General features: G+C 67.2%; 25 protein-coding genes. 11 read left to right on the plus strand and 14 right to left on the minus strand.

Annotated features, from left to right (window positions below):
* From V7787_RS11695 to V7787_RS11725, 9 genes are all read right to left on the minus strand, one after another.
* A partial coding sequence (locus V7787_RS11695) for an XVIPCD domain-containing protein (protein ID WP_336088325.1) occupies window positions 1-1,334 on the minus strand: 1,334 nt, incomplete at its 3' end.
* 2 nt (window positions 1,335-1,336) lie between these two features.
* Window positions 1,337-2,002: a hypothetical protein gene (locus tag V7787_RS11700; RefSeq protein WP_336088327.1), complete on the minus strand. Its 666-nt coding sequence runs from the start codon at window positions 2,000-2,002 to the stop codon at window positions 1,337-1,339.
* A gap of 138 nt (window positions 2,003-2,140) precedes the next feature.
* Window positions 2,141-2,572 (minus strand): DUF4189 domain-containing protein, encoded by a 432-nt coding sequence (locus tag V7787_RS53065; RefSeq protein ID WP_442965311.1) that lies wholly within the window; start codon window positions 2,570-2,572, stop codon window positions 2,141-2,143.
* Between the two features lie 13 nt (window positions 2,573-2,585).
* Window positions 2,586-3,107, minus strand: coding sequence for a DUF4189 domain-containing protein (locus V7787_RS11705; RefSeq protein WP_336088330.1), 522 nt, complete (start codon window positions 3,105-3,107; stop codon window positions 2,586-2,588).
* Window positions 3,104-3,595 carry a DUF4189 domain-containing protein gene (locus tag V7787_RS53070; RefSeq protein ID WP_442965312.1) on the minus strand — a complete coding sequence of 164 codons (492 nt, stop codon included), beginning with the start codon at window positions 3,593-3,595 and terminating at the stop codon, window positions 3,104-3,106. The genes V7787_RS11705 and V7787_RS53070 overlap by 4 nt, the downstream gene beginning before the upstream one ends.
* On the minus strand, window positions 3,592-4,713 hold the full coding sequence (locus V7787_RS11710) for a type IV secretion system protein (RefSeq protein WP_336088332.1): 1,122 nt from the start codon (window positions 4,711-4,713) through the stop codon (window positions 3,592-3,594). Before V7787_RS11710 ends, V7787_RS53070 begins: the two co-directional genes overlap by 4 nt.
* Window positions 4,714-4,743: 30 nt before the next feature.
* On the minus strand, window positions 4,744-5,490 hold the full coding sequence (locus V7787_RS11715; RefSeq protein WP_336088334.1) for a hypothetical protein: 747 nt from the start codon (window positions 5,488-5,490) through the stop codon (window positions 4,744-4,746).
* A 73-nt stretch (window positions 5,491-5,563) separates the two neighbouring features.
* Window positions 5,564-6,196: a response regulator gene (locus tag V7787_RS11720; RefSeq protein WP_336088336.1), complete on the minus strand. Its 633-nt coding sequence runs from the start codon at window positions 6,194-6,196 to the stop codon at window positions 5,564-5,566.
* Between the two features lie 341 nt (window positions 6,197-6,537).
* A complete protein-coding gene (locus tag V7787_RS11725) occupies window positions 6,538-7,851 on the minus strand; it encodes a TCR/Tet family MFS transporter (RefSeq protein ID WP_336088338.1) in 1,314 nt (437 codons plus the stop codon).
* A 90-nt stretch (window positions 7,852-7,941) separates the two neighbouring features.
* On the opposite strand from V7787_RS11725, the gene V7787_RS11730 reads away from it, so the two are divergent.
* Window positions 7,942-8,565 (plus strand): TetR/AcrR family transcriptional regulator C-terminal domain-containing protein, encoded by a 624-nt coding sequence (locus tag V7787_RS11730; RefSeq protein ID WP_336088340.1) that lies wholly within the window; start codon window positions 7,942-7,944, stop codon window positions 8,563-8,565.
* Between the two features lie 12 nt (window positions 8,566-8,577).
* Here V7787_RS11730 and V7787_RS11735 read toward each other — a convergent pair whose 3' ends face one another.
* Window positions 8,578-9,192, minus strand: coding sequence for a hypothetical protein (locus V7787_RS11735; protein WP_336088342.1), 615 nt, complete (start codon window positions 9,190-9,192; stop codon window positions 8,578-8,580).
* A gap of 256 nt (window positions 9,193-9,448) precedes the next feature.
* Window positions 9,449-10,936, minus strand: a complete 1,488-nt coding sequence (locus V7787_RS11740) for an AAA family ATPase (protein WP_336088343.1) — start codon at window positions 10,934-10,936, stop codon at window positions 9,449-9,451.
* 188 nt (window positions 10,937-11,124) lie between these two features.
* Between V7787_RS11740 and V7787_RS11745 the strand changes: the two genes are divergently transcribed.
* From V7787_RS11745 to V7787_RS11790, 10 genes are all read left to right on the plus strand, one after another.
* Window positions 11,125-12,033 (plus strand): AEC family transporter, encoded by a 909-nt coding sequence (locus tag V7787_RS11745; protein ID WP_336088345.1) that lies wholly within the window; start codon window positions 11,125-11,127, stop codon window positions 12,031-12,033.
* An 88-nt stretch (window positions 12,034-12,121) separates the two neighbouring features.
* Entirely contained in the window at window positions 12,122-12,751 is a 630-nt protein-coding gene (locus tag V7787_RS11750) for a ParA family protein (protein WP_336088346.1), read from the plus strand.
* Window positions 12,752-12,978: 227 nt separating this feature from the next.
* Window positions 12,979-13,455 (plus strand): SixA phosphatase family protein, encoded by a 477-nt coding sequence (locus V7787_RS11755; RefSeq protein ID WP_336088348.1) that lies wholly within the window; start codon window positions 12,979-12,981, stop codon window positions 13,453-13,455.
* Window positions 13,456-13,487: 32 nt separating this feature from the next.
* On the plus strand, window positions 13,488-14,213 hold the full coding sequence (locus V7787_RS11760) for a YceI family protein (protein ID WP_336088349.1): 726 nt from the start codon (window positions 13,488-13,490) through the stop codon (window positions 14,211-14,213).
* A 12-nt stretch (window positions 14,214-14,225) separates the two neighbouring features.
* Complete coding sequence (locus V7787_RS11765) at window positions 14,226-16,202, plus strand: phospholipase D family protein (protein ID WP_336088350.1); 1,977 nt, start codon at window positions 14,226-14,228, stop codon at window positions 16,200-16,202.
* Between the two features lie 287 nt (window positions 16,203-16,489).
* Window positions 16,490-17,257, plus strand: coding sequence for a hypothetical protein (locus V7787_RS11770; RefSeq protein WP_336088351.1), 768 nt, complete (start codon window positions 16,490-16,492; stop codon window positions 17,255-17,257).
* Between the two features lie 310 nt (window positions 17,258-17,567).
* Complete coding sequence (locus V7787_RS11775) at window positions 17,568-17,753, plus strand: hypothetical protein (RefSeq protein ID WP_336088352.1); 186 nt, start codon at window positions 17,568-17,570, stop codon at window positions 17,751-17,753.
* A 276-nt stretch (window positions 17,754-18,029) separates the two neighbouring features.
* Window positions 18,030-18,497: a hotdog fold thioesterase gene (locus V7787_RS11780; protein ID WP_442965313.1), complete on the plus strand. Its 468-nt coding sequence runs from the start codon at window positions 18,030-18,032 to the stop codon at window positions 18,495-18,497.
* An 85-nt stretch (window positions 18,498-18,582) separates the two neighbouring features.
* Window positions 18,583-19,260 (plus strand): class I SAM-dependent methyltransferase, encoded by a 678-nt coding sequence (locus V7787_RS11785; RefSeq protein WP_336088353.1) that lies wholly within the window; start codon window positions 18,583-18,585, stop codon window positions 19,258-19,260.
* A gap of 97 nt (window positions 19,261-19,357) precedes the next feature.
* Window positions 19,358-20,404, plus strand: coding sequence for a LacI family DNA-binding transcriptional regulator (locus V7787_RS11790; protein ID WP_336088354.1), 1,047 nt, complete (start codon window positions 19,358-19,360; stop codon window positions 20,402-20,404).
* Between the two features lie 131 nt (window positions 20,405-20,535).
* On the opposite strand, the gene eda is transcribed toward V7787_RS11790, so the two are convergent.
* The 3 genes from eda to edd form a co-directional block, all read right to left on the minus strand.
* Window positions 20,536-21,183 carry a bifunctional 4-hydroxy-2-oxoglutarate aldolase/2-dehydro-3-deoxy-phosphogluconate aldolase gene (eda, locus tag V7787_RS11795; RefSeq protein ID WP_336088355.1) on the minus strand — a complete coding sequence of 216 codons (648 nt, stop codon included), beginning with the start codon at window positions 21,181-21,183 and terminating at the stop codon, window positions 20,536-20,538.
* A gap of 31 nt (window positions 21,184-21,214) precedes the next feature.
* Window positions 21,215-21,895, minus strand: a complete 681-nt coding sequence (locus V7787_RS11800; protein ID WP_336088356.1) for an HAD family hydrolase — start codon at window positions 21,893-21,895, stop codon at window positions 21,215-21,217.
* A 345-nt stretch (window positions 21,896-22,240) separates the two neighbouring features.
* Window positions 22,241-24,061: a phosphogluconate dehydratase gene (edd, locus tag V7787_RS11805; RefSeq protein ID WP_336088472.1), complete on the minus strand. Its 1,821-nt coding sequence runs from the start codon at window positions 24,059-24,061 to the stop codon at window positions 22,241-22,243.
* Window positions 24,062-24,065 lie beyond the last annotated feature (4 nt).

Genomic DNA, 24,065 nt, shown 5'->3' on the forward strand with positions numbered 1-24,065 from the left:
CGGCTTGGGTCTGGCGAATGCGTCGGCGCCGAGGTCGACGCCAGCTGCGCATTGACAGCCTCCAGTTGCTGGAACGACTCGGCCACCGATACCCGCGCCGCGTCGGCCACCGACACCTGAGCGCGCTTGTGCGCCGGGTCGTGCAAGTCGCCTTGAATCGCGAACACATTCGGGCCGCTCTGCGGCGTACCGCCTGGAAGCACGTGGTCGACCGTGGCGAGCCCTCCGGCCCTGGACGCCACCAGCAAACTCGCGGCCGTCCGCTCGGACAACTCATCGAACGGGCGGCCTTCGCGCGCTTGCAGCGCGCCGATCCCGTCGCGGATCCGCTGGTACATCGGGTGATCCGGATGCAAGGACCCGCGCGGGTCGCGAGCTCGATCCGCCGCGTCGACAGCCTCTCGTGACGATTGGTTCGCATCCTTGAATGGACTCTCCGCCGGCTTCTGCGGAAGCAACCGGCCGACCTCGCCCGCGACGCCTTGAACGCCGCGCGCGATCGCCGCGCCGACTGAAACGCCGGCGCGCAGTCCCTCGATGTCGCCTCGGTACTTGTCGAACATCGGCCGATGCTGTTCCGCCAGTTCCAGCGCTTGCCGCTGCACCAGAATCGAGCGGTCCGGCATACCGTTCAAATCGACGTCGAGAAAATGATGCATGCGGTGCGAGTCCGCCCCGGTCGCCGCGGCCCTGATCGGGTTTCGCAGATCCAAGCGGTCGCCGTTGTCCTGATAACCGGCCGCCTTCAACACATTGAGCTCGACCGGCTCGGCATACATCCGCACGGTTCCGAAATGCTTGCTCGCCGCGCTGACCACGTCGCCGGCCATCACATGGTTGACGATCTGGTTGCCGCCTTCGGGAATCTTGTAGGCCAGACTCACCGCGCCGTAAGGATTGAAGGTTTCCCCGTTCAACCCGAACCTGGCGGCCGCGATCTGCGCCAGACAGCCGCCCAGCGAATGCCCGGTCACGGTCACTTGCGGCAACTTTCCGGTGCGATCGTACTGGCCACGCGCCATCTCCAGCGCGGTCCGGGTCAGCGTCAGCGCATCGGCCGCTTGCGCGTTGACGCGCTGGGCCACCATACCGCCGTCGGCGATCAGCCCGTCCTGGAACGGTTGCCGGTCGAACTCGCTGCCGCGATGGGCGACGACGATCTGCTTGCTGTCGACGTGCTGGTAAATCGTTCCCTGGTAACCGGATGGTTTGTCGACATGAGCCAGAACGGCGTATTCGACGCCGGCGATTTTCACGCGCCGTTCCTCGGGCAAGCTGAGGTCGGGCGAACGATAAGCGTCTTGGGCCAGATTCGCGTACTGCTGCGTGGTCATTCTCACGGATTCACCTTGCTGGACTGGATGGTGACGCTGAACAGTTCGTCGCGTAACGGCTCCAGGAAGTCGTCCGGACTATCCAGACCGTGGTCCGGAAAATCCTCGACCCTGGGATCGCGCGGGTAGCCGCCGCGCCAGTAGTACTTCGTCTTCGTGACCTCGGCCTCGACCGCCTCGGCGTCCAATCGCACGACGAAGCGGGTCTCGCCGGCCGCACCGGTCGCTCTGAGCGAAACGCTGGGACCGACCGCCTTGAAGCGGCAAACGCCGCGGCCGAAATAGTCGGCGTCGATCAGACCATCCAGCGCTATCTCGCCCTCATAGCGGCCGTCACCGGTGCGCTTGAGGCTGATCGGCAAGAAGGTGGAGATCGGTGTGGTCTGGACGCCGGAAAAGAATTCGGCCGGCGGCAGGCAGGCGCTGTTGGCGATGTCGTATTGCATCGTCCCGTGTAAGGACGCGAACGGCCCTGGCGCGTTGTCGATGCGGACGGCCAAAGCAAAGACTCGCGATGGCTTGGTATTTTGTTTGTAGACGGGCATCCCTGCTCCTGATTCGCTCGAACATGCGGCTATCGCGAGAATCGCCGGAGCGATCAGCAACCAGGCAATCGTTGCGATCCGCGCGCGCATGTCGGCGCGGCGAAGACGCTTTGGAATTCGCATGTTCTGTTTCCCTGTTTGATTCGGCCTTAAGCGCGAATTTCGTTGACGCCGCGCAAATTCCTCAACGGACTCGGAACGGTAGACTGCATGCTTGGTAGTAGACGCGGCAATCGTCGTCGCCCCGTTCTACACATGCCTTCATTCCGAGCTGTATAGCGCTTGAGGCATCCCCCACGCTGATGTGCTCTGCGCCCGTGCTGCCATAGACCGTCGCCACGCACTGGTGCGATAGGTAAGTATCACCTTGCATTTTCCGCCACCACGGGACTTACAATCGGCAATCGCGTCCGCACGCGCTCGACGCTTGCTGTCGCGACTGTCCACTGCGCTCATTATTCCAACGGCCTTGTCTCTCGCTATCGCACCCCAGCGAGAGGCCCAGATCGGACCGCTCGCCGCGGTTCCGTAGCCATCGGACGGCATCGGCCCGCAGGACATCGTGCTGATGCCCTGATAGGGAATCATGCCGGCCGGGCATCCGCCTTCCGCGCTCGCCGTTCCAAACAGCCCCGCCCATAGCGTTCCTGTCAGAAAAGCCAGTCCCGATCGCTCCTTTATCGCGAAATACATAGAGCAGAGCGCCTCACCTGATTCGAACAGGAGGACTGCACGCTTGGTAGTAGACGCTGCATTCGCCGTCGTTCCACCCTCTACATTCCTTCATCCCGACCCGAATGGCTTGATCGACGTCCACCTCACTGACGTTTATCGCGCGAGTCTTTGCTTTAACCATCGCGACACACTGGTTGCGATAGGTAAAAATGACCTTGCACTTGCTGCCGCCACGCGTTTCGCATTCCGAGATCGCGTCTGCGCGCGCACGCCGTTTGCTGTCGCGGCTATCTACTGCGCCCACGACCAGGGAAGCTTTATCTCCTGCTATGGCTCCCCATTGCGATACCCAGTACGGACCGCTCGGTGTCGTGTCGTAGCCGTTTGATGACATCGGTCCGCATGACATCGTATTCGTGCCTTGATAGGGAATCATGCCCGCGGGACAACCGCCTTCCGCGTTCACCTTGTTAGCCACACTTGTCAGCGACGCGCATGCAAGCAATGCCAGTTGGCGTGCTCTAGATAAAAGCACCGACCAGAAGCGATTCATCTGATCCGCACCGGCAGGCTGCAAGCCTGATAGTAGACGCGACAATCGTCGTCGCCCCGCGCTGTGCACGCCTTCATTCCAAGTTGTATCGCGCTTGATTCATCTCGCGCGCTGATGTGTTCGGCGCCAGTGCGTCCATAGACCGTCGCTACGCACTGGTTGCGATAGGTAAGTACCACCTTGCATTTTTCGCCGCCGCGGGCCTTGCAATCGGCGATCGCGTCCGATCGTGCCCGACGCTTGCTATCACGACTGTCCACGGCGCTCATTACTCCGGCAGCCGTGTCTCTGGCTATCGCGCCCCAACGAGACGCCCAGCTCGGACCGCTTGGCGCGCTGCCTTCGCCACTCGACGGCATTGGCCCGCAGGACATTGTGTTAGTGCCCTGATAGGGAATCATGCCGGCCGGACAACCGCCTTCTGCGGCCGCTGAACCAGACACTACGATCAACAGAGCACACGCCGGCAAAATGATGCTTGCGTTCATCGCTTCTTGACCTCGTTTGATTCGCCTTGATCCGTTGCCCCGCTCGATGCGTGGCGGGCTGCTGCATTGCTGACGACCCTCTGGAAGTCCTGGTCGCCGTGCCTGGCAACTTGATTGCTCTGCGGCGATACATACGACCCAGGCGGCTGCCCCTGCGGCCCCGGCTGCCCACCCGCGCCGGAGAACGCGGAGAAGTGCATGAAACTTCCCAGCGCGCCATGGAAGAACATCCCCACCATCGGCGGCACCGAGATCAGCAGCACCGTGAGCATCAGCCCGACGCCGCCCTGCTGGATCGCCAGCGAGCTCATGCCCTCGGCTTCCAGTCCGCGGATGCCGGTCAGCGCTTTGGACACCCAGAACGCCAGCGCGATCTTGGAGGTGAGCTTCAAGGCGATGGCCGACATCGCGCTCAGCGCGGCCATCGAGAAGAAGGTGGCGATGCCCGACAGCAACCACTTGCGGAACAGTTCCTTGGTCTGCTCGAACATCAGACACAGGACGAACAAGGGCGCGAGTCCGACGAAGAACGCGATGCCGAACTTGTACATCAGCATCAGCGTGCCGACGGTCATCGGGACGCTGGCGGTGCCGAATCCGGCCATCAGCAGCGCGCGGGCTTTCTTCTCGCGGGTGTCGTCGTCGCCATCGACCACCTTGACCGCGTCGATGGCGTTGGTGGCGATCTGCAGGTAGGCCAGATTCTGGTCGACCGCCTCCACCGCGGTCTGCCCGCTCTTGCCGCTGACGACTTCGTGGATTTCGCTGTCCAGCCCGGTGGTCAGCAGCCGGTACAGATCGACGTTGCCGAAGGTCATGCCGGTGGCGACCGAAAGGATCAGCGCGACCTTCAGCGAGTTGGCGACCAGCCCCATCATCGGCTCGCGCGATTGCCCGGTGACGATGCGATAGCCCATCGTCAGCACGTACAGCGTCGCCAGGGTCATGGCCATGCCCGACACCCAGCCCATCGTGCGCCGCATCAAGGCGAAGCCGAAGCGGTCGATCTCTTCGCTGAGGTAGTGGTTGATGATCTTGTAGAACGCGAAATCGGCGACGCCCGACTGCGAGCGGGGCGTGGCGAAATCGATCAATGCGTCCAGCAGCAGGTAGTCCATGGCTCGGGTCCGTTCCGATCGTTCGCAGTGCTATTTCGACAATGCCGCCGCCAGCACGCCGGCCTGGACGACTTTGCCGATCAGCGAATCCTTATTGCCGTTCAAGGCGCGCTCGGCCAGGCGCGACTGGTCCCATTGCAGGGCCGCGAGGTAGTCGTCGTAGGCCTTCATCCGCGCTTGCCAGTAGTCCAGTTCCAGCGCGCTGCGCAGCATGAAGCGCTGGGCTTCATTGTCGTTCGCGGCCAGATCGCCCTGGCTGGAACCGGTGCTGTCGCGCTGCTGTTCGATCTGCTGGAACTCGGCGTTGCGCGCCATCAGCGCGCGCAGCATCCGCACCGACTCGTTGTATTTCATGTTGCGCGCGTGGACCATGCGCCGGCATATCGCCAGTTGCTCATCGACGACATTGCCGTCGAGTTTGGGCAGCGAAAGCTCCAGCGCTCCGGCGATCTGCTGCTGGACCCCGCTCGGCCCCGAGCAGGTCTCGCGCATGCCGTAGTCGGCGGGTCGCGGCGGAAAAGTGTCGTCCATTTGCGTCTGACCGAAATTCAGGCGTTGCAGGCGGATGATCTGTTGCTGGTAGTGATGGGCCGTATCGGTCCAGCGTTGGGCGTTCTTGCCGAATTCGATCGAGTCCTTGGTGATCTGTCGCAGCTTGGCCGCGTAGTTCGCCGGATCGTTGACCACGGTCTGGGCGCAGGCCGGAACGATGCAGGCGCACGCCGCCAGGACGACCGCAGCGAAGACGCATCGGGTCGCGTTGCCGGTGGGTTTCATGTCCGCCTCCTGGTCGGTTGGATCGGCTGCTCGCGTTCGGGATCGCGGCCACGGCCGCGCGACGGTGCCGGCTTCAGTCGTCCAGCAGGTGCATCAGGCCCTTGTCGTAGAAATGCTTGGCCAGCTCGGCGCCGTGCTCGATGCCCAGCGACTTGCGGGCCTTGGACCAATGCATCCACAAGGTGTCGTAGTTGCGGCGCTCGCGTTCGGCGACCCGGCCGATCGAGCCGTGGCGCAGAATCAGCACGCACACCTCTTGCTGCTTGGGCGTCAGCGCCGACCACGGATCGGCCCTGACCCGCTCGAAGTCGATGCTGGGGTCGTAGAAGGCATCGCCCGCGCGCACTTGCCGGATCGCTTGCGCCAGCACCGCGCTGGCGCTGCTCTTGAGCACATAACCCGACACGCCCTCGGCGATGAGCCGCGCGGCCAGAAACGGGCTTTCGTCGCCGGCATGCACGATCAAGCGCACGCGTGCGCGGTGCTGCCGCACCGCCCGCACCAGGGCGATGCGCTGCAGGCCCGGGATCGCCGGATCGAGCACGACGATGCACGCGTCGCGCCCGAGCTGGATCAGCACTTCCTGCAAGCGTTCGCTGGAACGCGCGATACGAACGGTTTCGACACTGCATCCTTGCGATCTCCTCAGCAATCCATCGACCAACCTCGCCATTGCGGGTTGGTGGTCCGCGACCACGTACTTCATGCCGCCGTCCTTGTGCTCGTTGTCGTTGGCGTCCTGCCAACTTCAGGTTGCTGACATGGTGACGAGTGCGCGCGGTCTTGCCAAGCCCGAAAAATTCCCCGGTCCGGTGTGCTTATCGGTGTTGTTTACTGCGGATTCGAATGCGCTTTCAGGCACATCATTCGGCGGACGCTTGAATCCGCAATCGCGTTTCGCCCTTGACGTGGGCAACGTCGGCGGCGATCGAGTGCGATCCGCGCGCGGTGGGCCGACGCGTCGGAATTCATTTCGCGAACGCCGGCGGCGAGGCGGAAATCGCACTCGCCGCCGATGCAGATCGCGGTTCGAGCAGGCCGAGGGCTTCAGCCGCCAGCGGTCGTCGCGGTCTGACGCACGCTGGCTTCGCGCAGCAACTTGCGCAGCGCCGGCACGCACGGCAGATACAGCGCGGCGCCGACCACCCACACCCAGCCGTCCCAGTGGCCGGCGCCGATGACGTAGATCGTGCCGAAGATCAACGGGCCGATCACCGCGGCCAGACTGGCCAGGCTGGCGAGCACGCCTTGCAGCGCGCCCTGGTTGGCTTCGTCGGTGCGCTGGCTGGACATCGCCAGCAGCGCCGGTCCGCCGATGCCGCCGCCGGCCGCCAACAACAGGCCGGGGGCGAGGGTGGCGGCGCTGCGGGCGAAGGCGAAGGTCAGATAACCCAGCACGTCGGAGATCACGCCGCCGATCAAGGTGCGCGAGGGGCCGAAGCGGTCGCTGATGCGGCCGGTCGCGAACGCCTGGAACAAGGAGTGGATGACGCCGAACGCGGCCAGCGACAGGCCGACCGCGGTCGGGTTCCAGCCGAAACGGTCGTGGCCGTAGATCGCCCACAGCGTGCCCGGCACCTGGCCGGCCAGTTGCATCGCCAGGTACAGCCACAGCAGCGGCGCCAGATCCGGCAGGCGGCCGAGTTCGCGCAGCGAATGCCACGGCGCCAGTTGGCGCAGGCTCGGCGCGCGGGCCGGCTCGCGTTTGCGCGGCGGCTCGGGCAAGGCCAGCCAGGCCAGGGCGAAGTTGATCGTGGCCAGCGCGGCCGCGGCCAGGAACGGCGCGCGCAGCCAGACCGCGCCGAGCAGGCCGCCGATCACCGGCCCGGCGACCAGGCCCAGGCCGAAGGCCGCGCCCATCCAGCCGAAGCGGCGGGCGCGTTGGGATTCGTCGGAGATGTCGGCGATGTAGGCGCCGGCCACCGAACCGCTGGCGCCGCTGATCCCGGCGATGGCGCGGCCCAGGTACAGCAGCGACAGCCACGGCGCGCAGGCCATCAGCAGGTAGTCCAGGGAACTGCCGAACAACGAGCACAGCAGCACCGGGCGCCGGCCGAAACGGTCGCTGAGCGCGCCCAGCGCCGGCGCGCAAACGAATTGCATCAGCGCGTACAGCGCGGTCAGGGCGCCGGCGTGCAGGGCCAGGTTGTGCTGCAGGCCGAAGGAATCGAGCAGTTGCGGCATGACCGGTGCGATCAGGCCGATGCCGATGGCGTCCAGGGTGACCGTGGCCAGGATCAGCACCAGGGCGAAGCGGGCGCCGGCTTGGGCTGGGGATTGGGCGGGGGTGGGGGATGGCGCCGGCGCTTGGGCCGGCGGCTCGGCCGGCGCGGGGGCCGGCGAATGGATCGGGGTGTCCATGACACGCTCCCTATCAGTGATAGATTCGCCGCGCATGCTAATCTATCGTCGATAGGGAAACAAGCCCCGCCGGCCGGAGACCGCAAGCCCATGAAATTGCAACGAGATACCGTGGTCGCCGCCGCGCTGAAGCTGCTCGACGAGGTCGGCATGGACGGCCTGACCACCCGCCGGCTGGCCCAGGAGCTCGGCGTGCAGCAGCCGAGCCTGTACTGGCATTTCAAGAACAAGCGCGAGCTGCTCGACGCCCTGGCCGAGGCGATGCTGGCCGAGCAGCGGCCGGCGCAGCACGCCGATTACCCGGACTGGCGCGAGTGGATGGCCGCCCAGGCGCACGAGTTCCGCCGCTGCCTGCGCGCCCACCGCGACGGCGCGCGCGTGCACATCGGCACCCGCCCGGAAGGCGGCGATTTCGGCGACGGCGAAGCCGAGCTGGGGTATCTGGTCGCAGCCGGCTTCACCCCGGCCGACGGCCTGCGCGCGCTGATCTCGCTGAGCTACTACACCATCGGCTGGCTGCTGGAAGAACAAGCCGCGACCGAAGCCGGCCGCGGCCCGGGCCAGGCGCCGATGACGCCGGACCCGCAGCGCTATCCGCTGTTGGCGCAGGCGCAGAGCGTGCTGAGCCAGAACGATGTCGACGCCGACTTCGAGTACGGGTTGCGGGCGTTGATCGCCGGGTTCGAGGCGTTGATTCCGCAGCGGCGGGGTTGATCGGCGGTTCGCTCAACGCGTAGCGCGCGCCACAGACTCGGCCTGGCTCCACAACGGCTCGCTCATCAGCTGGCGGATCGCCGGCGTGTGCGGGTCGTTCGTCGCTTCTGCCTGCGCCGCCTGGCTGCGCTGGCGCAGGTTTTTCAGCACCTCGCGCAGCGGTCCGGCATCGTCCCGGGTGTTGGCCCAATCGATCGCCCGTTGCAGCGAGTACTCGAACGCCGCGTGTTCGCTGGCGATCCGGTCTTGCCAGCCGCGGTTGCCGCCACGGCCGCTATCGCTGCGGCGAAACAGGATGTGGCCGTACTCGTGCCAGACCACGATCAGCCACCGGTCGCGCGGGTAGTCGGCGCGGCCGAGGAATCGCGGGTTCAATTCGATCAGATTGCGCCCCGGGATCGCGTGCGCCGGGCCCTGCATGTCGGTCGTCCAGGCGTAGCGGGTGCCTTGCTGTTGGATCCACTGCAGTTCCGCCCAGACCCGCGGCCAGGTTTCGCGGACGCGGGCATCGGCCTGGCGCGTGTCCGCGGCCAACGCCGGCGGCGGCGCTTGTTGAGCCAGGCAAACGACCGGCAGTGCGACGACGACGAACAGCAAAGACAAATTCAAAGTCAGATGTTGCGGCATTGCCGATACTCCCTGGCGGGCGATCGCGACGGGCGCGCGGAACGTCCGCGACGACGCGGACCGATGGCATCGATCCAAACCCGCGCCGCCGTGCGCAGGCGGAAGCGGGCGAGCAAGCGACCACCGCGATAACGCCTGTGCGCCGATTAGGTTTCATCGCATCGCGCGGCCGCGCGGAACCTGGCGACGCTCGCGTTCGGGCGCTACGCCGCGGCCGCAGCGATTCAGCCCCCTGATATCGCTCGGCCCGTTCGGCTCAATCCGCCGACACCGTGCGCGTACGCGCCCACTCGCGCAGCGACTCCACCTGCTCGGCCATCAGCACCGACAACGGCCGGGTCTGCTTGAGTTCGGCGCGCAACTGGAAATCCGACAACGGCGTGCCGGCGGCATGCGCGGCGTACATCGAGGCGACGATGGCCTGCTCGATCTCGGCGCCGGAAAACCCCTCGCTGGCCGCGGCCAGACCAGGCAGGTCGAAGGATTCGGACTGCAGCGAACGCCGGCGCAAATGGATCGCGAACAACTCCGCACGCGTTTCCGCCACCGGCAGGTCGACGAAGAAGATTTCGTCGAAGCGCCCCTTGCGCAGCAGCTCCGGCGGCAAGGCGTCGATCTGGTTGGCGGTGGCGACCAGAAACAAACGCGATTTGCGTTCGGCCATCCAGGTCAGCAGATAGCCGAGCACGCGTCGCGATACGCCGCCATCGCCGTCGCCGCCGTCGCCGGCCAGGCCCTTTTCGATTTCGTCGATCCACAGCACCGCCGGCGCCAGTTGCTCGGCCGAGGCCAGGGCCGCGCGCAGGTTCTTTTCGGTTTCGCCGTGGAACTTGTCGTACAGGGTGCCGAAATCCAGCCGCACCAGCGGCACGCCGAAACCGGCGGCGACCGCCTTGGCGATCATCGATTTGCCGCAGCCCTGCACGCCGAGCAACAAAATGCCCTTGGGCGGGTCCAGTCCCGGCGGCGCTTCGCCGCTGACGAACACCGCGCGGCGTTGTTCGACCCAGCGCTTGAGCCGGCGCGCGCCGGCGACCTCGGTCATGCGCGCGCTGTCGTATTCGTAATGCAGATGGCCGGAGCGGTTGAGCAGTTCGAACTTGAGCTTGGCCAGTTCGGGCAGATCGTCGGGCCCGAGCGCGCCGTCGCGGAAGATCAGGTGGCGGGCGATCCGGCGCGCATCGACCGGGTCGATGCCTTGCAGGTTGCGCACGATCTGCTTGACCGCCTCGCCGTCGACCTCGACCCGGCGGCCGCCGTTTTCGCGCGCGTAGTTTTCCGCTTCCTCGCGCACCAGCTTGAGCAGCGCGTTGGCGTCGGGCAGGCGCGGGGTGAAGCGCACCGCCAGCGAATCCAGGTCCGGCGGCAGTTCCAGCTTGTGGCCGATCAACACCAGCACGTGCGGCTGGCAATCGCGGCGCTGGGCGATTTCGCGCAACTGGCGCTGGGTGCTGGCGTAACCCAGGTAGGGATGCGCGTCGAACAACAGATAAATGCCGCGCTGGTCGGCGTCGCGGATCGATTGCAGCGTGGTGGAGATGTCGGGCGCGACGTCGGCGTCTTCTTCGCGGTCCAGATCGACCCGGCGCAGGCCTTCGGTGATCGACCAGCGGTACAGCGCCCGCCATACGTTCATCAACGCCTGGCGGAACAGTTCGACCACGCGCGCTTCGTCGCGGGTTTCGATCACGATCAGCGGGGTGTTGGAACGGATCAGCGCGGTCAGGTCTTGCAGGTCGCTCATTGGGGGCAGTCTTCCGTGGACGCGCCATGATACGGCGCCGGCCATCGGGCCGGTCGGCCGATCCGCGCCGGCCTCGGGCATCGGCGCCCGGCCGCGCCGCGACCGCCTAATCCCAAAGCCGTCTTGAGCCGGCGCGCCGCAGCCGCGACCATGCCCTTACCGCGCTCCGGCGCCCGCGATTTGCGCCCATGGCTTTCGACGCCTTCGCCCTGGTCCTGGCCATGCTGGTCCTGGGCTACCTGTTCCAGCGCTTGCGCGCGTTGCCCGACAACGCCGCGCAGACCTTGAATCTGGTGGTCCTGTACGTGTGTTTGCCGGCCGCGGTGTTGCGCTACGCGCCGCGCCTGCATCTGGAGCCGGCCCTGCTCGGGGTGGCGGCGGTGCCGTGGCTGCTGCTGGGCGCGACTGTGCTGCTGGTCGGCGGCTTGTCGCGCTGGCTCAAGTTCCGCCGCGATGAGCACGCGGTGCTGCTGCTGACCGTGGCGCTGGGCAACACCAGCTTTCTCGGCTATCCGCTGACCCGCGCGCTGATCGGCGAACACGCGCTGCCGTACGCGGTGGTCTACGACCAATTCGGCGCGTTCCTGATCCTGTCGACCTTCGGCCTGTGGGTGCTGGCGCGTTACGGCAGCGACACCCGCCCGAGCGCGCGCGACATGCTGCTGCGGGTGGTGAAGTTTCCGCCGCTGTGGGCGCTGATCCTCGGCTTCAGCGTGATGCCGGCGCAGCCGCCGGACTGGATCGCGGGCGCGCTGCAGCGCTTGTCCGAGGCCTTGTTGCCGCTGGCGATGCTGACCATCGGCCTGTCGGTGAAGCTGGCTTTGCCGCGCGAGGAACTCAAACCCCTGGCGGTCGGCCTGAGCCTGAAACTGGCGCTGATGCCGGCGCTGGCCTGGGCGCTGGTGCCGCTGCTGGGTCTGCACGGCGAAATGGCCCGCACCACGGTGCTGGAAGCGGCGATGCCGTCGATGGTCACCGCCGGCGCGCTGGCGATCGCACACCAATTGGCGCCGCGGCTGGCGGCGGCGATGGTGGGGTATGGGTTGTTGTTGTCGCTGCTGAGCTTGCCGTTGTGGGCGCGGGTGGCGGTGGGATAAGCCGGGCGCGGCGCGCCGACCGCGACGCCGTGATGGCCCACTCCACATCCGCGGTGTAGGCTGCGCTTTCCATCCGGAGGGAGCTCGCATGAAGACCGTGCTGGTGGCCAGTTCCAAGGGCGGTGTCGGCAAGACCACGATCGCCACCCACCTCGCCGCGCAAGCGGCCCTGGAAGGCCTGCGTACGGCCTTGATCGACGCCGACCCGCAAGGCTCTTCGACCCGCTGGGCGCAACGCCGCTCGGTGCTGGAAAGCGCGGTATTGCCGCTGGACGGCACCCGCAAGAAGGGCTGGCGCAAGAATCTGCCCGAGGACGCCCAGCGCACCGTGATCGACGCGCCGGCCGGGGCGATGGCCGAAGATCTGGACAGTTTTCTCGAATTCGCCGATGCGGTGGTGGTGCCGGTGCAGCCGTCCACCCTGGACATCGAGGCCACCGTGCCGTTCCTGGATTCGCTGGCCCAGCACCCGCGGGTGCGCCGCGGCCAGCTGCGGGTCGGGCTGATCGGCAACAAGCTCAAGCCCTGGACCAACGCCTCCCAGCAGGCGGTCGAATTGCTCAGCGAGTGGCCCTACCCGGTGATCGGCCAGATCCGCGACAGCCAGGCCTATGTGGTCATGACCGCGCTCGGCAAGAGCCTGTTCGACTACCACTCGCAGCAGATCCGCGAGCACCAGGCCGACTGGCAGCCGCTGCTGAAGTGGCTGAAGAAGTAAGGGCCGGACGGGCTTCGCGGTTTTGCACGGCCGTGATCGGCGGCGAGCGCGGCGCGGCGGCGCGGCCGCGCCCGCGGTGCACCGCCGCGACGCCGGTGCGTTCACTTGCCGCACCCGTTCCGGATCCGGCCGCTCCCCGCTACCCATCCGCGCTCCTGACAGGCATCCTCTGCCCTAAGCGTTCGCGCACCCGACTCCCCTTCTTCACTCGCTTCCGGCACTGACTCATGCGCGAACTGATCCTGCTCCGCCACGCCCACGCCGAACCCGCGGGCCAAAGCCAGGCCGACCTCGACCGGCCGCTGTCGGCCGAAGGGCTGGCCGAAGCCGAAGCCGCCGGGCGCTGGCTGGCGCAAAACAAACTGATCCCCGACTGCGTGCTGTGTTCGCCCTCGCGGCGCACCCGCGAGACCCTGGAGGCGGTGCTCGGCGCGATCGGCTACGTCGAACAGCGGATCGAACCGTCGATCTACGAAGCCACCCCGGGCACCCTGATCGCCCTGGCCGACACCCACCTGGAGGCCGAGCGGCTGATGCTGGTCGGCCACAACCCGGGCCTGGAACGGCTGGCGGCGCTGCTGCACAGCGGCCAGTCGGGCGATTACCGCGGCATGCCGCCGGGCGGGATCGCGGTGCTCAGCGTGCCGGCCGGCACCAGTCTGGAACCGGGCGTAGCCCAGCTCAGCGCATTCTGGTGGCCGTGAACGCGTCGCCGCCGCGCTCGCGGCGGCGGCACGTGGGTACCGCCGCACTGCCCGGCCTGATCGCCGGGTTGCTGTTGATGTCGGCCGCGCAGGCGGCCCAGGCCACGGCCCAGACCGCGCCGGCGGCTGAACCGCGCGAGGCGATGCCGCGCATCGCCACCGGCCGGCCGGCGCCGCCCAAGACGCCGCCGCCGCAGGGCTTCGATCCCGAACACACCCGTTTCAGCTTCGAACTGCGCACCCGCTGGGGCCAGAAGATCAGCGGCGACTTCCCGCGCTACGACGGCGAAGTCACCACCCTGGCCGACGGCCGCCATCAGGTCCGCATCCGCCTGGCCACCGCCGCGGTCACCGTCGGCGAATCCGAGCGTTACGCGCGCATGGCCCGCGGCGAGCGTTTCTTCAACGCGCCGCGCTATCCCTTCATCGAGTTCCTGTCCGAACCGCACCCGGCCGATCTGGTCCGCACCGGCGGCGCCCTGCGCGGCCGCCTGACCCTGCACGGGGTCAGCCGCATGGAGACCTTCATCCTGACCCCGGCGGCCTGCGCCAAACCGGGCGAGGAGTGCGACGCCATCGCCCACGGCAGCGTCAGCCGCGACGACTACAACCTCGACGGCTGGCAACTCGCGCTCGGCGACCGGGTACGCTTCACCATGCAGGTCCGCCTGCAATCCACGCAAGCTAAGCTCGCCCCGCCGAAACCCGCGCCGCCCAGGAATCCGGACACCGCGCCGGCCACGGACCCGGAGCGTTAAGGAGCCACCCCGTTGAACCCCGTCTTGCGCGGCCTTGTGGCCCTGCTCGCCCTGTCTTTGTCGGCCTGCGCCTCGCTGAGCCCGGCCCAGCGCGACCGCGCCAGCGCGATCGCCGCGGCCGCGCGTTCGCAGCAGATCGACTGCAGCGCCGACAACGCCTGCGCCCAGCCCTCGCCGCTGATGGAGCTGGGGCGCAAGGCGATGGCCGAATCGACCCCCGAGCGCCCGCGCCACTACGCCCTGATCCTGGACCGCGGCCCCGACGCGCTGCTGGCGCGGATCAACCTGATCCGCGGCGCCGCCCACACCCTGGACCTGCAGACCTACATCTTCGACGAAGACGACGCGGCCAAGCTGGTGCTCGACGAACTGCTCGCCGCCGCGCGCCGCGGCGTGCGCGTGCGCCTGCTGCTGGACCAACTGGCGGCGATGCGCCACATCGACACGCTGGCCGCGCTGTCCGGCGTCCACGCCAACTTCGAGATCAAGCTCTACAACCCGGTGCTGCACCGCGCCCGCATCACCTACCCGCAATACGTGCTGGCCGCGGCCTGTTGCTGGCGCCGGCTCAACCAGCGCATGCACACCAAGCTGCTGCTGGCCGACGGCCGCATCGGCATTTCCGGCGGACGCAATTACCAAGACGACTATTACGACTGGGACGACGAATACAACTTCCGCGACCGCGACGTGCTGGTCGCCGGACCGGTCGCCGACATCATGGGCACCGATTTCGAAGTGTTCTGGAGCGACCGCCGCAGCGTTCCGGTCGAACGCCTGGCCGATGTCGGCACGCGCCTGATCGACGCCGGCGTGCCGGCCTTGCCCAAGGTCGAATTCGAGCGCCCCAAACGCGCCCAGGCCATGCGCGAGGACGCCGCCGACAGCGCCAAGATCGAACAACGCCTCGCCAGCCAGGCGCTCGCCGTCGGCGCGGTGCGCTACATCTCCGACACGCCCGACAAGCACCGCGAAGACAGCGAAGCCAATGCGCTGGCCTCGGACTCGCTGCGCAATCTGATCGCCAACTCGCGCGAAGAAGTGCTGTTGCAGACCCCGTACCTGGTGTTGTCCAAATCGGCGCAGGACCTGTTCCGCACCCTGCACGCGCGCCCGGACCGGCCGCGGGTGATCGTTTCCACCAACAGCCTGGCCGCGACCGACGCCTTCATCGCCTACGCGCTGTCGTACAAGTACAAGCGCCGCTACCTGCGCGAGTTCGGTTTCAACATCTACGAATACAAACCCTTTCCCGCCGACGCGCCGATCGACATCGCCGCCACCGGCGCGGAGTTGCCCGACCTGGGCCTGGACGGACTGCCCGCGCAAGGCGAGCGCGCGCAGCCCGAATCGGTGCAAGGCGCCGGCCTGGCCGAATCGCGCCGCGGCCGCAACGACATCGACCGCAGCAGCGTGATCTACCGCCAGCGTTACCGGCAGCCGCTGGCGCGCGAGTACGCCGCCATGCGCTATGCGCGCCGCCGCACCAACGAACCGGTGCCGCTCAAGCGCGCCGGCGTGCGCATCGGCATGCACGCCAAGTCGATGGTGATCGACCACCGCATCGGCGTGATCGGCACCCACAACTTCGATCCGCGCGGCGACCACTACAACACCGAAAGCGCGGTGGTGATCGACGATGCCGCCTTCGCCCAGGCCTTGGCCGCGAGCATCCGCCGCGACATCGCCCCGGCCAACTCGTGGGTAATCGCGCGTCGCGACAAGCCGCCGATTTTCTCCGGGCTGGAGTATTCGATCGCCAAGATCTCCGAGCACTTGCCGATCTTCGATCTGTGGCCGGTGCGTTACGCCACCAGCTACGAATTCGTGCCTGGGCCGGACTGCCCGCATCCGTTGTACCGCACCGATCCGGGGTTCCGCGCTTGCTATAAGCCGGTCGGCGATTTCCCCGAGGTCAATCTGGGGGTGAAGAGTTTGACTACGCGGATGTTTACCGCGTTCGGAGCGGGGTTGGCGCCGATTTTGTGAGGGCGCGCAGGGGTTTGTTAGTAAGAGCAAATCCCCCCTAGCCCCCCTTTTTCAAAGGGGGGAACAGCCGTCGCGGCGACAGCGGTGGCGAGAACGCACTCGACAATTCGCCCCCTTTGAAAAAGGGTGCTGGCGCCTGCGCAGCCTGCTTCGCACCAATGCAACTGCGCCGGGGGATTTGCCGCGAAGAACCACTAGGTCTTCAGTCATAGGCGCCCCCAATGAACTCGCACACCCCGCCCCGGTCTTAGCCGTAACGAATCGACCCCACGGACCGGAGTTCCTCGATGCGTATCGTCGCAATGCTGCTAAGCGTGCTGGGAACAATGGCTTTCGGCGGCGCCCTCATCTATTCGTTCGTGCACCCCATCGCGATCGAATCGGCAGCACGCGATTTGATCCGAATCGAAGTAGAACAACGCGTAGGCGAAACCCTGCACCGCCTGGACGACACGGCCGTATCGCGACTGGCCACGCGCATGTCCGAACGCGGCCGCGCGCGGATCGCGCAGATCGATCGACAACTGCAATCGGACCTGCCGCGCCGAGTCGCCGAGATCGCCACCCAGATGCGCGACCCTCAGTGCGCTTGCCGCCAGCAGGTGGAGAACCGCGTCACTTCGATACTGCAAGCGCAGCGCGAGCGTTTGCTGGATATGGACACCCGCCTGACCCGCGCGATCGGCGACCAATACCGGCAAGTGGCCGCTGCCTTGATCCGCGAGTTCCGCATCTTCAGCGCCGCGAATCTGCTGCTGTTCGCATTGCTCGGCGCGGTCACGCTGAGCAAGCCCCGCGCCGGCCTGCATTTGTTGCCGCCGACCTTGACGCTGATCGGAGCGGCAGCGATCACCGCGTATTTCTATCTGTTCCAACAAGACTGGCTGCGCACCATCGTGTTCGGCGATTACGTCGGCTTCGCTTATCTCCTCTACCTGGCGCTGGTGGGCGCGTGGCTGAGCGATATCGCGTTCAATCGCGGCCGGCTGACGGCGGGCGCGATCAACGGCGTCTGCGCGGCGTTGGGCACAGCGCTCACCGTCGCGGCCTGCTGAGCGGCTCCCCCGGTCAACCCGTCCGGTCCGCCCCCCGACGCGGACCAGGCGGATTCGCCCTGCCCGCCCGCCGGTCACATCCGCCACCGCGTCTAGGTCTTCAGTCATGGGTGCGCGATTGCAACCTTCCACAACCCCGGCACATCTCTATTAGCGAACCCGGACGGCAGGACCCGCCGCCCAGCCAGCCCAGAAGCTCCAGGGCATGACTAAAGGGGGATATGACTTCCGACATATGGCGACTTCTACCTAGGTGTTGTAGATTACCAACACACCGAAGCACTACAGACCCACAACACAGGACACCACCATGAACGCTCTGACCACCCGCACCGCCACCTCCCCCGCCACCAAGGCTGCGACCACCACCCCGGCTCCGGTCCGTCACCTGCACCGCCAGCGCGATTTCGGCGTCGGCTACGGCAACAGCAGCGGCTACGCCAGCAACCGCAGCTACGCCAGCAACTGGGTCCAGCCGCGCTTCCGCTTCGCCTGATTCCGGACCGCCGTTCATGGGCCGGCCGTCCGTAGCGATACACCGTAAGGTCTTTTTCCGACCCGGACCGGTGCGCACAGCTTCCTTTTCCCCGCGCACCGTTCCGGGCTTTTTCTAGACCTCCGCGGCCCGCTCGCGACACCGCCCGCCCCGCTTGCGCAGTACTGTTCGGCCCCAGTCCCACCGTTGTCCCGCGGCCCCGCCGCAGCAGCGCCACCCACCGCAATCCACAGGTCCCGGCTGGTCCGGCCGCCGCATCGCCGTTATCGTGCAGCGATGAACGCACCCGACCCGACCAGCCCCGCGGCCGCGCAGGCCGCCAAGCCCCTGTTCCGCGGCACCACCACCGTCGACGACCTCAACCGGCTCTCGCGCAACACCGCGATGGAACCGCTCGGCATCGTCTTCACCGAAATCGGCCCCGATTACGTCCGCGGCACCATGCCGGTCGACGCCCGCACCCATCAGCCCTACGGCCTGCTCCACGGCGGCGCCTCGGTCCTGCTGGCCGAAACCCTGGGCAGCAGCGCCGGCAATCTGTGCTGCCCGGAAGGCCGGGTCTGCGTCGGCATCGAAATCAACGCCAACCACGTGCGCGGCGTGCGCAGCGGCACCGTCACCGGCACCGCGCGGCCGGTCCACGTCGGCGGCAGCACCCAGGTCTGGGAAATCCGGATCGAGGACGAAGCCGGCCAGTTGGCCTGCATCTCGCGCCTGACCCTGGCGATCGTGCCGAAGATCTGAACCGCGCCAACTCGCCGGCCACCCTCGCGCACCGCCCGCGCGGCGTCGCGCCGCGTCCTTCCCTATCTCATCGTTACGGCCGCACATGTCCGACACGCACTACAGCAAAGACTGGTTCCAGGCGCATATCCCCAATTGGCAACGCTGGCTGGGCGAGTTCCGCGACCGGCCCGGCCTGCGCTTTCTGGAGATCGGCAGCTTCGAAGGGCGCTCCACGGTCTGGCTGCTGCAAAACATCCTGACCCAGCCCGACAGCCGGATCGAATGCATCGACCTGTTCGCGCCCGACCCCAAGCAGGGCGACTACCACCCGCGCTTCCGCGCCAACGTCGCGCCGTGGGCGGACAAGGTCCTGGAACGCAAAGGCCCCAGCGCCGAGCAATTGCCGCTGGCCGAGGGCCCCTACGACATGATCTACGTCGACGGCTGGCATACCGCGTTCGGCGCGCTCGCCGACGGGGTGATGGCCTGGCCCAAGCTCAAGGTCGGCGGGGTGATGATCTTCGACGACTACCTGTGGATGCCGCCGGAGTACGCCGCGGCGCACAAGCCCGGCAAGCTGGTGCGCGAGTTCTGGCGCGCGCTCGGCCGGCGCTGGCAGGACCGCGCGATCGCGCCGATCGCCGCGCAAACGCCCAAGCTCGGCGTGGACGCGCTGCTGAGCGTACTCGACGGCCACTTCGAGCTGATCCAGCGCGACTACCAACTGGCGATCCGCAAGACCCACGCCTTCCGCCTGGGCACGCTGGAGCAGGACACCTGAGCCGCGCGCGCCGGAGCGGCGGACTGGAGTAGGCTAGACGGCACGCCGCGGCGCATCGCCGGATGCGGCGATTCCACCGCTCATTGCCGAGGCTTCGGTGCGCCGACCCACCATCAAAGATGTCGCCGAACTCGCCCAGGTCTCGCTGAAGACCGTCTCGCGGGTCATCAACGACGAATCCGGCGTGCGCGCCCGCACCCGCGCGCGGGTGCACGAGGCGATCGCCGAACTCGAATACCGGCCCGACCCGTCCGCGCGCAGTCTGCGCAGCGCGATGCCGTATGCGCTGGGCGTGGTCTACGACAATCCCAATCCGTACTACATCATCAGCGTGCAGAACGGCGTGCTCGCCGCCTGCCGCGAAACCGGCTACGGCTTGCAGATCCATCCTTGCGATTCGTCCTCGCCGCTGCTGGCCGCCGACCTGATCGATCTGGTCCAGGGCGCGCGCCTGGCCGGGCTGGTGCTGGCGCCGCCGATGTCGGAGCGGATGGAACTGGTCAGCGAACTGGTCGCCCACGGCATCCGTCTGGTGCGGATCGTTTCGGCCGCCGAAGATCCGAAGGACGGCTCGCCCTGCGTGTGGGTCGACGACCGCGACGCCGCCTACGACATCACCGAGCACCTGATCCAGCTCGGCCATCAGCGCATCGGTTTCCTGTGGGGCGGCAAATCGCACCGTTCCAGTTGGGAGCGCTACAAGGGTTATGCGCAGGCGCTGACCGATTACGGCATCGCCGAAGACGAAAACCTGGTGCTGCCGGGCGACTACTCCTTCGACGACGGCTTCCGCGGCGCGCGGCGCTTGTTCGCCCTGCCCGACCGGCCGACCGCGATCTTCGGCAGCAACGACGAAATCGCCGCCGGGGTGTTGGCGGCGGCGAAGTCCTCGGGGATGCACGTGCCTTACGACTTGTCGATCGCCGGGTTCGAGGACAGCCCGTTCTCCAAGCAGTCCTGGCCGACGCTGACCACCGCGCGGCAGGCGACCGAGGAGATCGCGCGGCACGCGGCGTATCGGTTGATTTCCGAGTTGCGCCGCGATGGTGGGGATCAGCCGGTGAATGTGCCGGCCAATGAGGGCTTCAGCCCGATCCTGGTGGTGCGCGGGTCGACGGCACCGCCGCGACCGTTGCAAGGTTGACGGGTCCCCTCTCCCGCTTGCGGGAGAGGGTTAGGGTGAGGGCGCGCGGCAACACCCGAGCGTGAGAGTAACGACCTCACTCGTGCCCTCACCCCAGCCCTCTCCCGCAAGCGGGAGAGGGAGCAAAGGCATCAAGCTTTCAGCGCTGCCGCCTGCCGCGCCAACACTTCGATCTGCGCCCAATCGCCGGCCTTGATCGCCGCCGCCGGCGCCACCCACGAACCGCCGACGCAGGGCACGTTCTTGAGCGCGAGGTAATCGCGCACGTTGTTGACGCCGATGCCGCCGGTCGCGCAGAAACGCAGTTCCGGCAACGGCGCGCCGATCGCCTTCAACGCCGCCGCGCCGCCGATCGATTCGGCCGGGAAAAACTTCAGTTGGGTGTAGCCGTGTTCCAGCAACGCCATCGCCTCCGACGCGCTGGCCGCGCCCGGCAGCCACGGCAGATCGAAATCGCGCGCCGCCGCAATCAGCCCCGGCGCGCTGCCCGGCGATACCGCGAAGGTCGCCCCGGCTTTCAGCGCATCGGCGAAATCCGACGGCCTGCGCACGCTGCCGACGCCGACCGCCGCGCCTTCGACTTCGGCGGCGATCGCACGCACCGCGTCCAGCGCCACCGGCGTGCGCAAGGTCACTTCGATCGCCGGCAATCCGCCGGCCACCAGCGCGCGCGCCAACGGCACCGCGTCCTTCAATTCATCGATCACCAACACCGGCACCACCGGCGCCAAGGCCAGCACCGCGGCCACGCGTTGTTGCAGATCCTGCATGGAACTCATCGCCAGACTCCCGTTGTTCGCCACGCCGCGCTCAAGGACGCGCGGCCACTTCGTCGATGTGCTTGAGCAGGTCGGCCGGATCCTCGTACACCCGGAAACCGCCGGCGCGTTCGAGTTCGTCCTGGCCGTAACCGCCGGACAACAGACCCACGCCGAGCGCACGGGCCCGGCGCGCGGCCAACAGATCCCAGATGCTGTCGCCGACCACCACCGAATGCTCGATGTCGGCGCCGAGCTTGTCGGCCGCGGCCAGGAACAGATCCGGATCGGGCTTGGCGTACTTGACCATGTCGCGGGTGATCACCACGCGCTTGTCCGGATCGACCCCGAGCGCGACCAGATTATGCCGCGCGGTTTCCATGCGCCCGCTGGTGGCGATCGCCCACGGAATGTCGTTGTCGGTCAGGTACGCGAGCAACTCGACCGCGCCGGGCAGCGGGCGGATCTGGGTGGCCTGCGCCGAATAGGCTTGCGCGTGCAGGCGGTGCAGGCGCTCGATCCGCTCCGGAGTGATGTCGATTCCGGTTTCGCGCAGCAGGATGTTGGTGAACAAGCCGCCGCTCATGCCGATCTTGCGATGGATGCGCCACACCGACAGCGGAATGCCGTCGGCGTCCAGGGCTTGCTTCCAAGCCAGTACGTGTTGGTAGACGCTGTCGACCAGAGTGCCGTCCAGATCGAACAGGAACGTGGTGCGCGCGGGGGCTGGCATGGGTGCTCCGGGATTCGGGATTCGGGATTCGGGATTCGGGATTCGGGATTCGGGATTCGGGATTCGGGATTCGGGATTCGGGATTCGGGATTAGCGTACTTATCGATCGTCGATAACGACGAACTTACCTACCGTCATTCCCGCGAAGGCGGGAATCCAGTGCCTTTCGTGCGAGAACGTATGAAGTCGCTGGATTCCCGCGTTCGCGGGAATGACGAAGTGGAAGGATGACGCTGAAGTCTCTGGATTCCCGCCTTCGCGGGAATGACGTTGTGGGAGTACGCGGGAGGGACACGTTGATGATTACGGCGCATCGAACCGACAACGCTCGACCCGCCCTCGCCATCAACCCGCCACCGACCCGAACACCCCCGCGCCACGATCCGCCGGCGCCGCATAATCGCGGAACGCGGCAAACAAATCGCGCCCCACGCCGACATGGTGCGCGGACAGATCCGCCGTCGCCGCCTCGCGCGACGCCCAATCCGCCGGCTCGACAACGCTCAAGGTTCCTGCCACCGCATCCACCCGCAGCACATCGCCGTCGCGCAGCTTCGCCAACGCGCCGCCGACCATCGCCTCGGGGGTGACATGGATCGCTGCCGGCACCTGGCCGGAAGCGCCGGACATGCGGCCGTCGGTCACCAGCGCCACGCGGTGGCCACGCTTTTGCAATACGGTCAAGGTCGGAGTGAGCTGATGCAGCTCCGGCATGCCGTTGGCGCGCGGGCCCTGGAAGCGCACCACCACCACCACGTCGCGATCGAGCTCGCCGCGCTCGAACGCCTGCTTTACTTCGTATTGCTCGACGAACACCCGGCACGGCGCTTCGACGACCCAGCGGTCTTCCGGCACCGCCGAGACCTTGATCGCCGCGGTGCCCAGGTTTCCATCGAGCACGCGCAAGCCGCCGTCGGCGCGGAACGGTTCGGCCACCGGCCGCAGCACCGCGGTGTCGCAGCTTTGTGCGGTGCACGGCACGTAAACCACTTCGCCGTTCTCGCCCAAGCGCGCTTCCACGCGGTAACGCTCCAGGCCATGGCCGGCGACGGTTTCGACATCGCCGTGCAGCAGACCGTTGTCGAGCAATTCGCCGATCAGATACGCCAGACCGCCCGCGGCGTGGAAGTGATTCACGTCGGCGCTGCCGTTGGGATACACCCGCGCCAGCAACGGAATCACCGACGACAGCGCGTCGAAATCTTCCAGGCGCAGCTCGATCCCGGCCGCGGCGGCCATCGCGATCAAATGCAGCAAATGGTTGGTCGAACCGCCGGTTGCATGCAGGCCGATCACGCCGTTGACGATGGCGCGCTCATCGACAATGCGCCCGATCGGACGGTAGTCGCCGTCCAACGCGGTGATTTCCGCAGCGCGGCGCGCGGCCAGCGCAGTCAGCGCGTCGCGCAGCGGCGTGTTGGGATGGACGAAGCTGGAACCGGGCAAGTGCAGGCCCATCATCTCCATCAGCATCTGATTGGAGTTGGCGGTGCCGTAGAAAGTGCAGGTGCCCGGGCCGTGGTAGCTGCGCGCCTCGGCTTCGAGCAATTCCTCGCGGCTGGCCTCGCCGGTGGCGTAGCGCTGGCGCACGCGCGATTTTTCGTCGTTGGGCAGGCCCGAGGTCATCGGCCCGGCCGGGACGAAAATGCCCGGCAAGTGGCCGAAGTGCAGTGCGCCGATCAACAGCCCCGGCACGATCTTGTCGCACACGCCCAAGTACAGCGCGGCGTCGAACATATCGTGCGACAGCGCGATCGCGGTCGACATGGCGATCACATCGCGCGAGAACAGCGACAACTCCATGCCCTCGCGGCCCTGGGTGACGCCGTCGCACATCGCCGGCACGCCGCCGGCCACTTGCGCAGTCGCGCCACACTCGCGCGCGGCGGCCTTGAGCAGGTCGGGAAAGCGCTCCAGCGGCTGGTGCGCGGAGAGCATGTCGTTGAACGAATTGACGATGCCCAGATTCGGCGCGTAGCCGCTGCGCAGCGCGGCCTTGTCGCCGCTGGAGCACGCGGCGAAGCCATGGGCGAGATTGCCGCACGAGAGCCGTCGCCGATGCGGGCCGCTGCCTTGCGCCGCGTCGATGCGGGCGAGGTAGGCATTGCGGCGCGCGCGGCTGCGTTCCTGGATACGGTGCGTGACTTGCGCGACAACGGGATGCAATGGG

It is taken from the genome of Pseudomonas sp. CGJS7 (assembly GCF_036961695.1).

Excerpts from the sequence above, each read along its gene's own strand:
- V7787_RS53065 (WP_442965311.1), bottom strand. The coding sequence starts at position 2,572 with ATGTATTTCGCGATAAAGGAGCGATCGGGACTGGCTTTTCTGACAGGA.
- V7787_RS11740 (WP_336088343.1), bottom strand. The coding sequence starts at position 10,936 with ATGAGCGACCTGCAAGACCTGACCGCGCTGATCCGTTCCAACACCCCG.
- V7787_RS11800 (WP_336088356.1), bottom strand. The coding sequence starts at position 21,895 with ATGCCAGCCCCCGCGCGCACCACGTTCCTGTTCGATCTGGACGGCACT.
- V7787_RS11735 (WP_336088342.1), bottom strand. The coding sequence starts at position 9,192 with ATGCCGCAACATCTGACTTTGAATTTGTCTTTGCTGTTCGTCGTCGTC.
- V7787_RS11785 (WP_336088353.1), top strand. The coding sequence starts at position 18,583 with ATGTCCGACACGCACTACAGCAAAGACTGGTTCCAGGCGCATATCCCC.
- V7787_RS11755 (WP_336088348.1), top strand. The coding sequence starts at position 12,979 with ATGCGCGAACTGATCCTGCTCCGCCACGCCCACGCCGAACCCGCGGGC.
- V7787_RS11775 (WP_336088352.1), top strand. The coding sequence starts at position 17,568 with ATGAACGCTCTGACCACCCGCACCGCCACCTCCCCCGCCACCAAGGCT.
- V7787_RS11750 (WP_336088346.1), top strand. The coding sequence starts at position 12,122 with ATGAAGACCGTGCTGGTGGCCAGTTCCAAGGGCGGTGTCGGCAAGACC.
- V7787_RS11725 (WP_336088338.1), bottom strand. The coding sequence starts at position 7,851 with ATGGACACCCCGATCCATTCGCCGGCCCCCGCGCCGGCCGAGCCGCCG.
- V7787_RS11705 (WP_336088330.1), bottom strand. The coding sequence starts at position 3,107 with ATGAATCGCTTCTGGTCGGTGCTTTTATCTAGAGCACGCCAACTGGCA.
- V7787_RS11700 (WP_336088327.1), bottom strand. The coding sequence starts at position 2,002 with ATGCGAATTCCAAAGCGTCTTCGCCGCGCCGACATGCGCGCGCGGATC.
- V7787_RS11710 (WP_336088332.1), bottom strand. The coding sequence starts at position 4,713 with ATGGACTACCTGCTGCTGGACGCATTGATCGATTTCGCCACGCCCCGC.
- V7787_RS11780 (WP_442965313.1), top strand. The coding sequence starts at position 18,030 with ATGAACGCACCCGACCCGACCAGCCCCGCGGCCGCGCAGGCCGCCAAG.
- V7787_RS11745 (WP_336088345.1), top strand. The coding sequence starts at position 11,125 with ATGGCTTTCGACGCCTTCGCCCTGGTCCTGGCCATGCTGGTCCTGGGC.
- V7787_RS11770 (WP_336088351.1), top strand. The coding sequence starts at position 16,490 with ATGCGTATCGTCGCAATGCTGCTAAGCGTGCTGGGAACAATGGCTTTC.
- V7787_RS11730 (WP_336088340.1), top strand. The coding sequence starts at position 7,942 with ATGAAATTGCAACGAGATACCGTGGTCGCCGCCGCGCTGAAGCTGCTC.
- eda (WP_336088355.1), bottom strand. The coding sequence starts at position 21,183 with ATGAGTTCCATGCAGGATCTGCAACAACGCGTGGCCGCGGTGCTGGCC.
- V7787_RS11715 (WP_336088334.1), bottom strand. The coding sequence starts at position 5,490 with ATGAAACCCACCGGCAACGCGACCCGATGCGTCTTCGCTGCGGTCGTC.
- V7787_RS53070 (WP_442965312.1), bottom strand. The coding sequence starts at position 3,595 with ATGAACGCAAGCATCATTTTGCCGGCGTGTGCTCTGTTGATCGTAGTG.
- V7787_RS11720 (WP_336088336.1), bottom strand. The coding sequence starts at position 6,196 with ATGAAGTACGTGGTCGCGGACCACCAACCCGCAATGGCGAGGTTGGTC.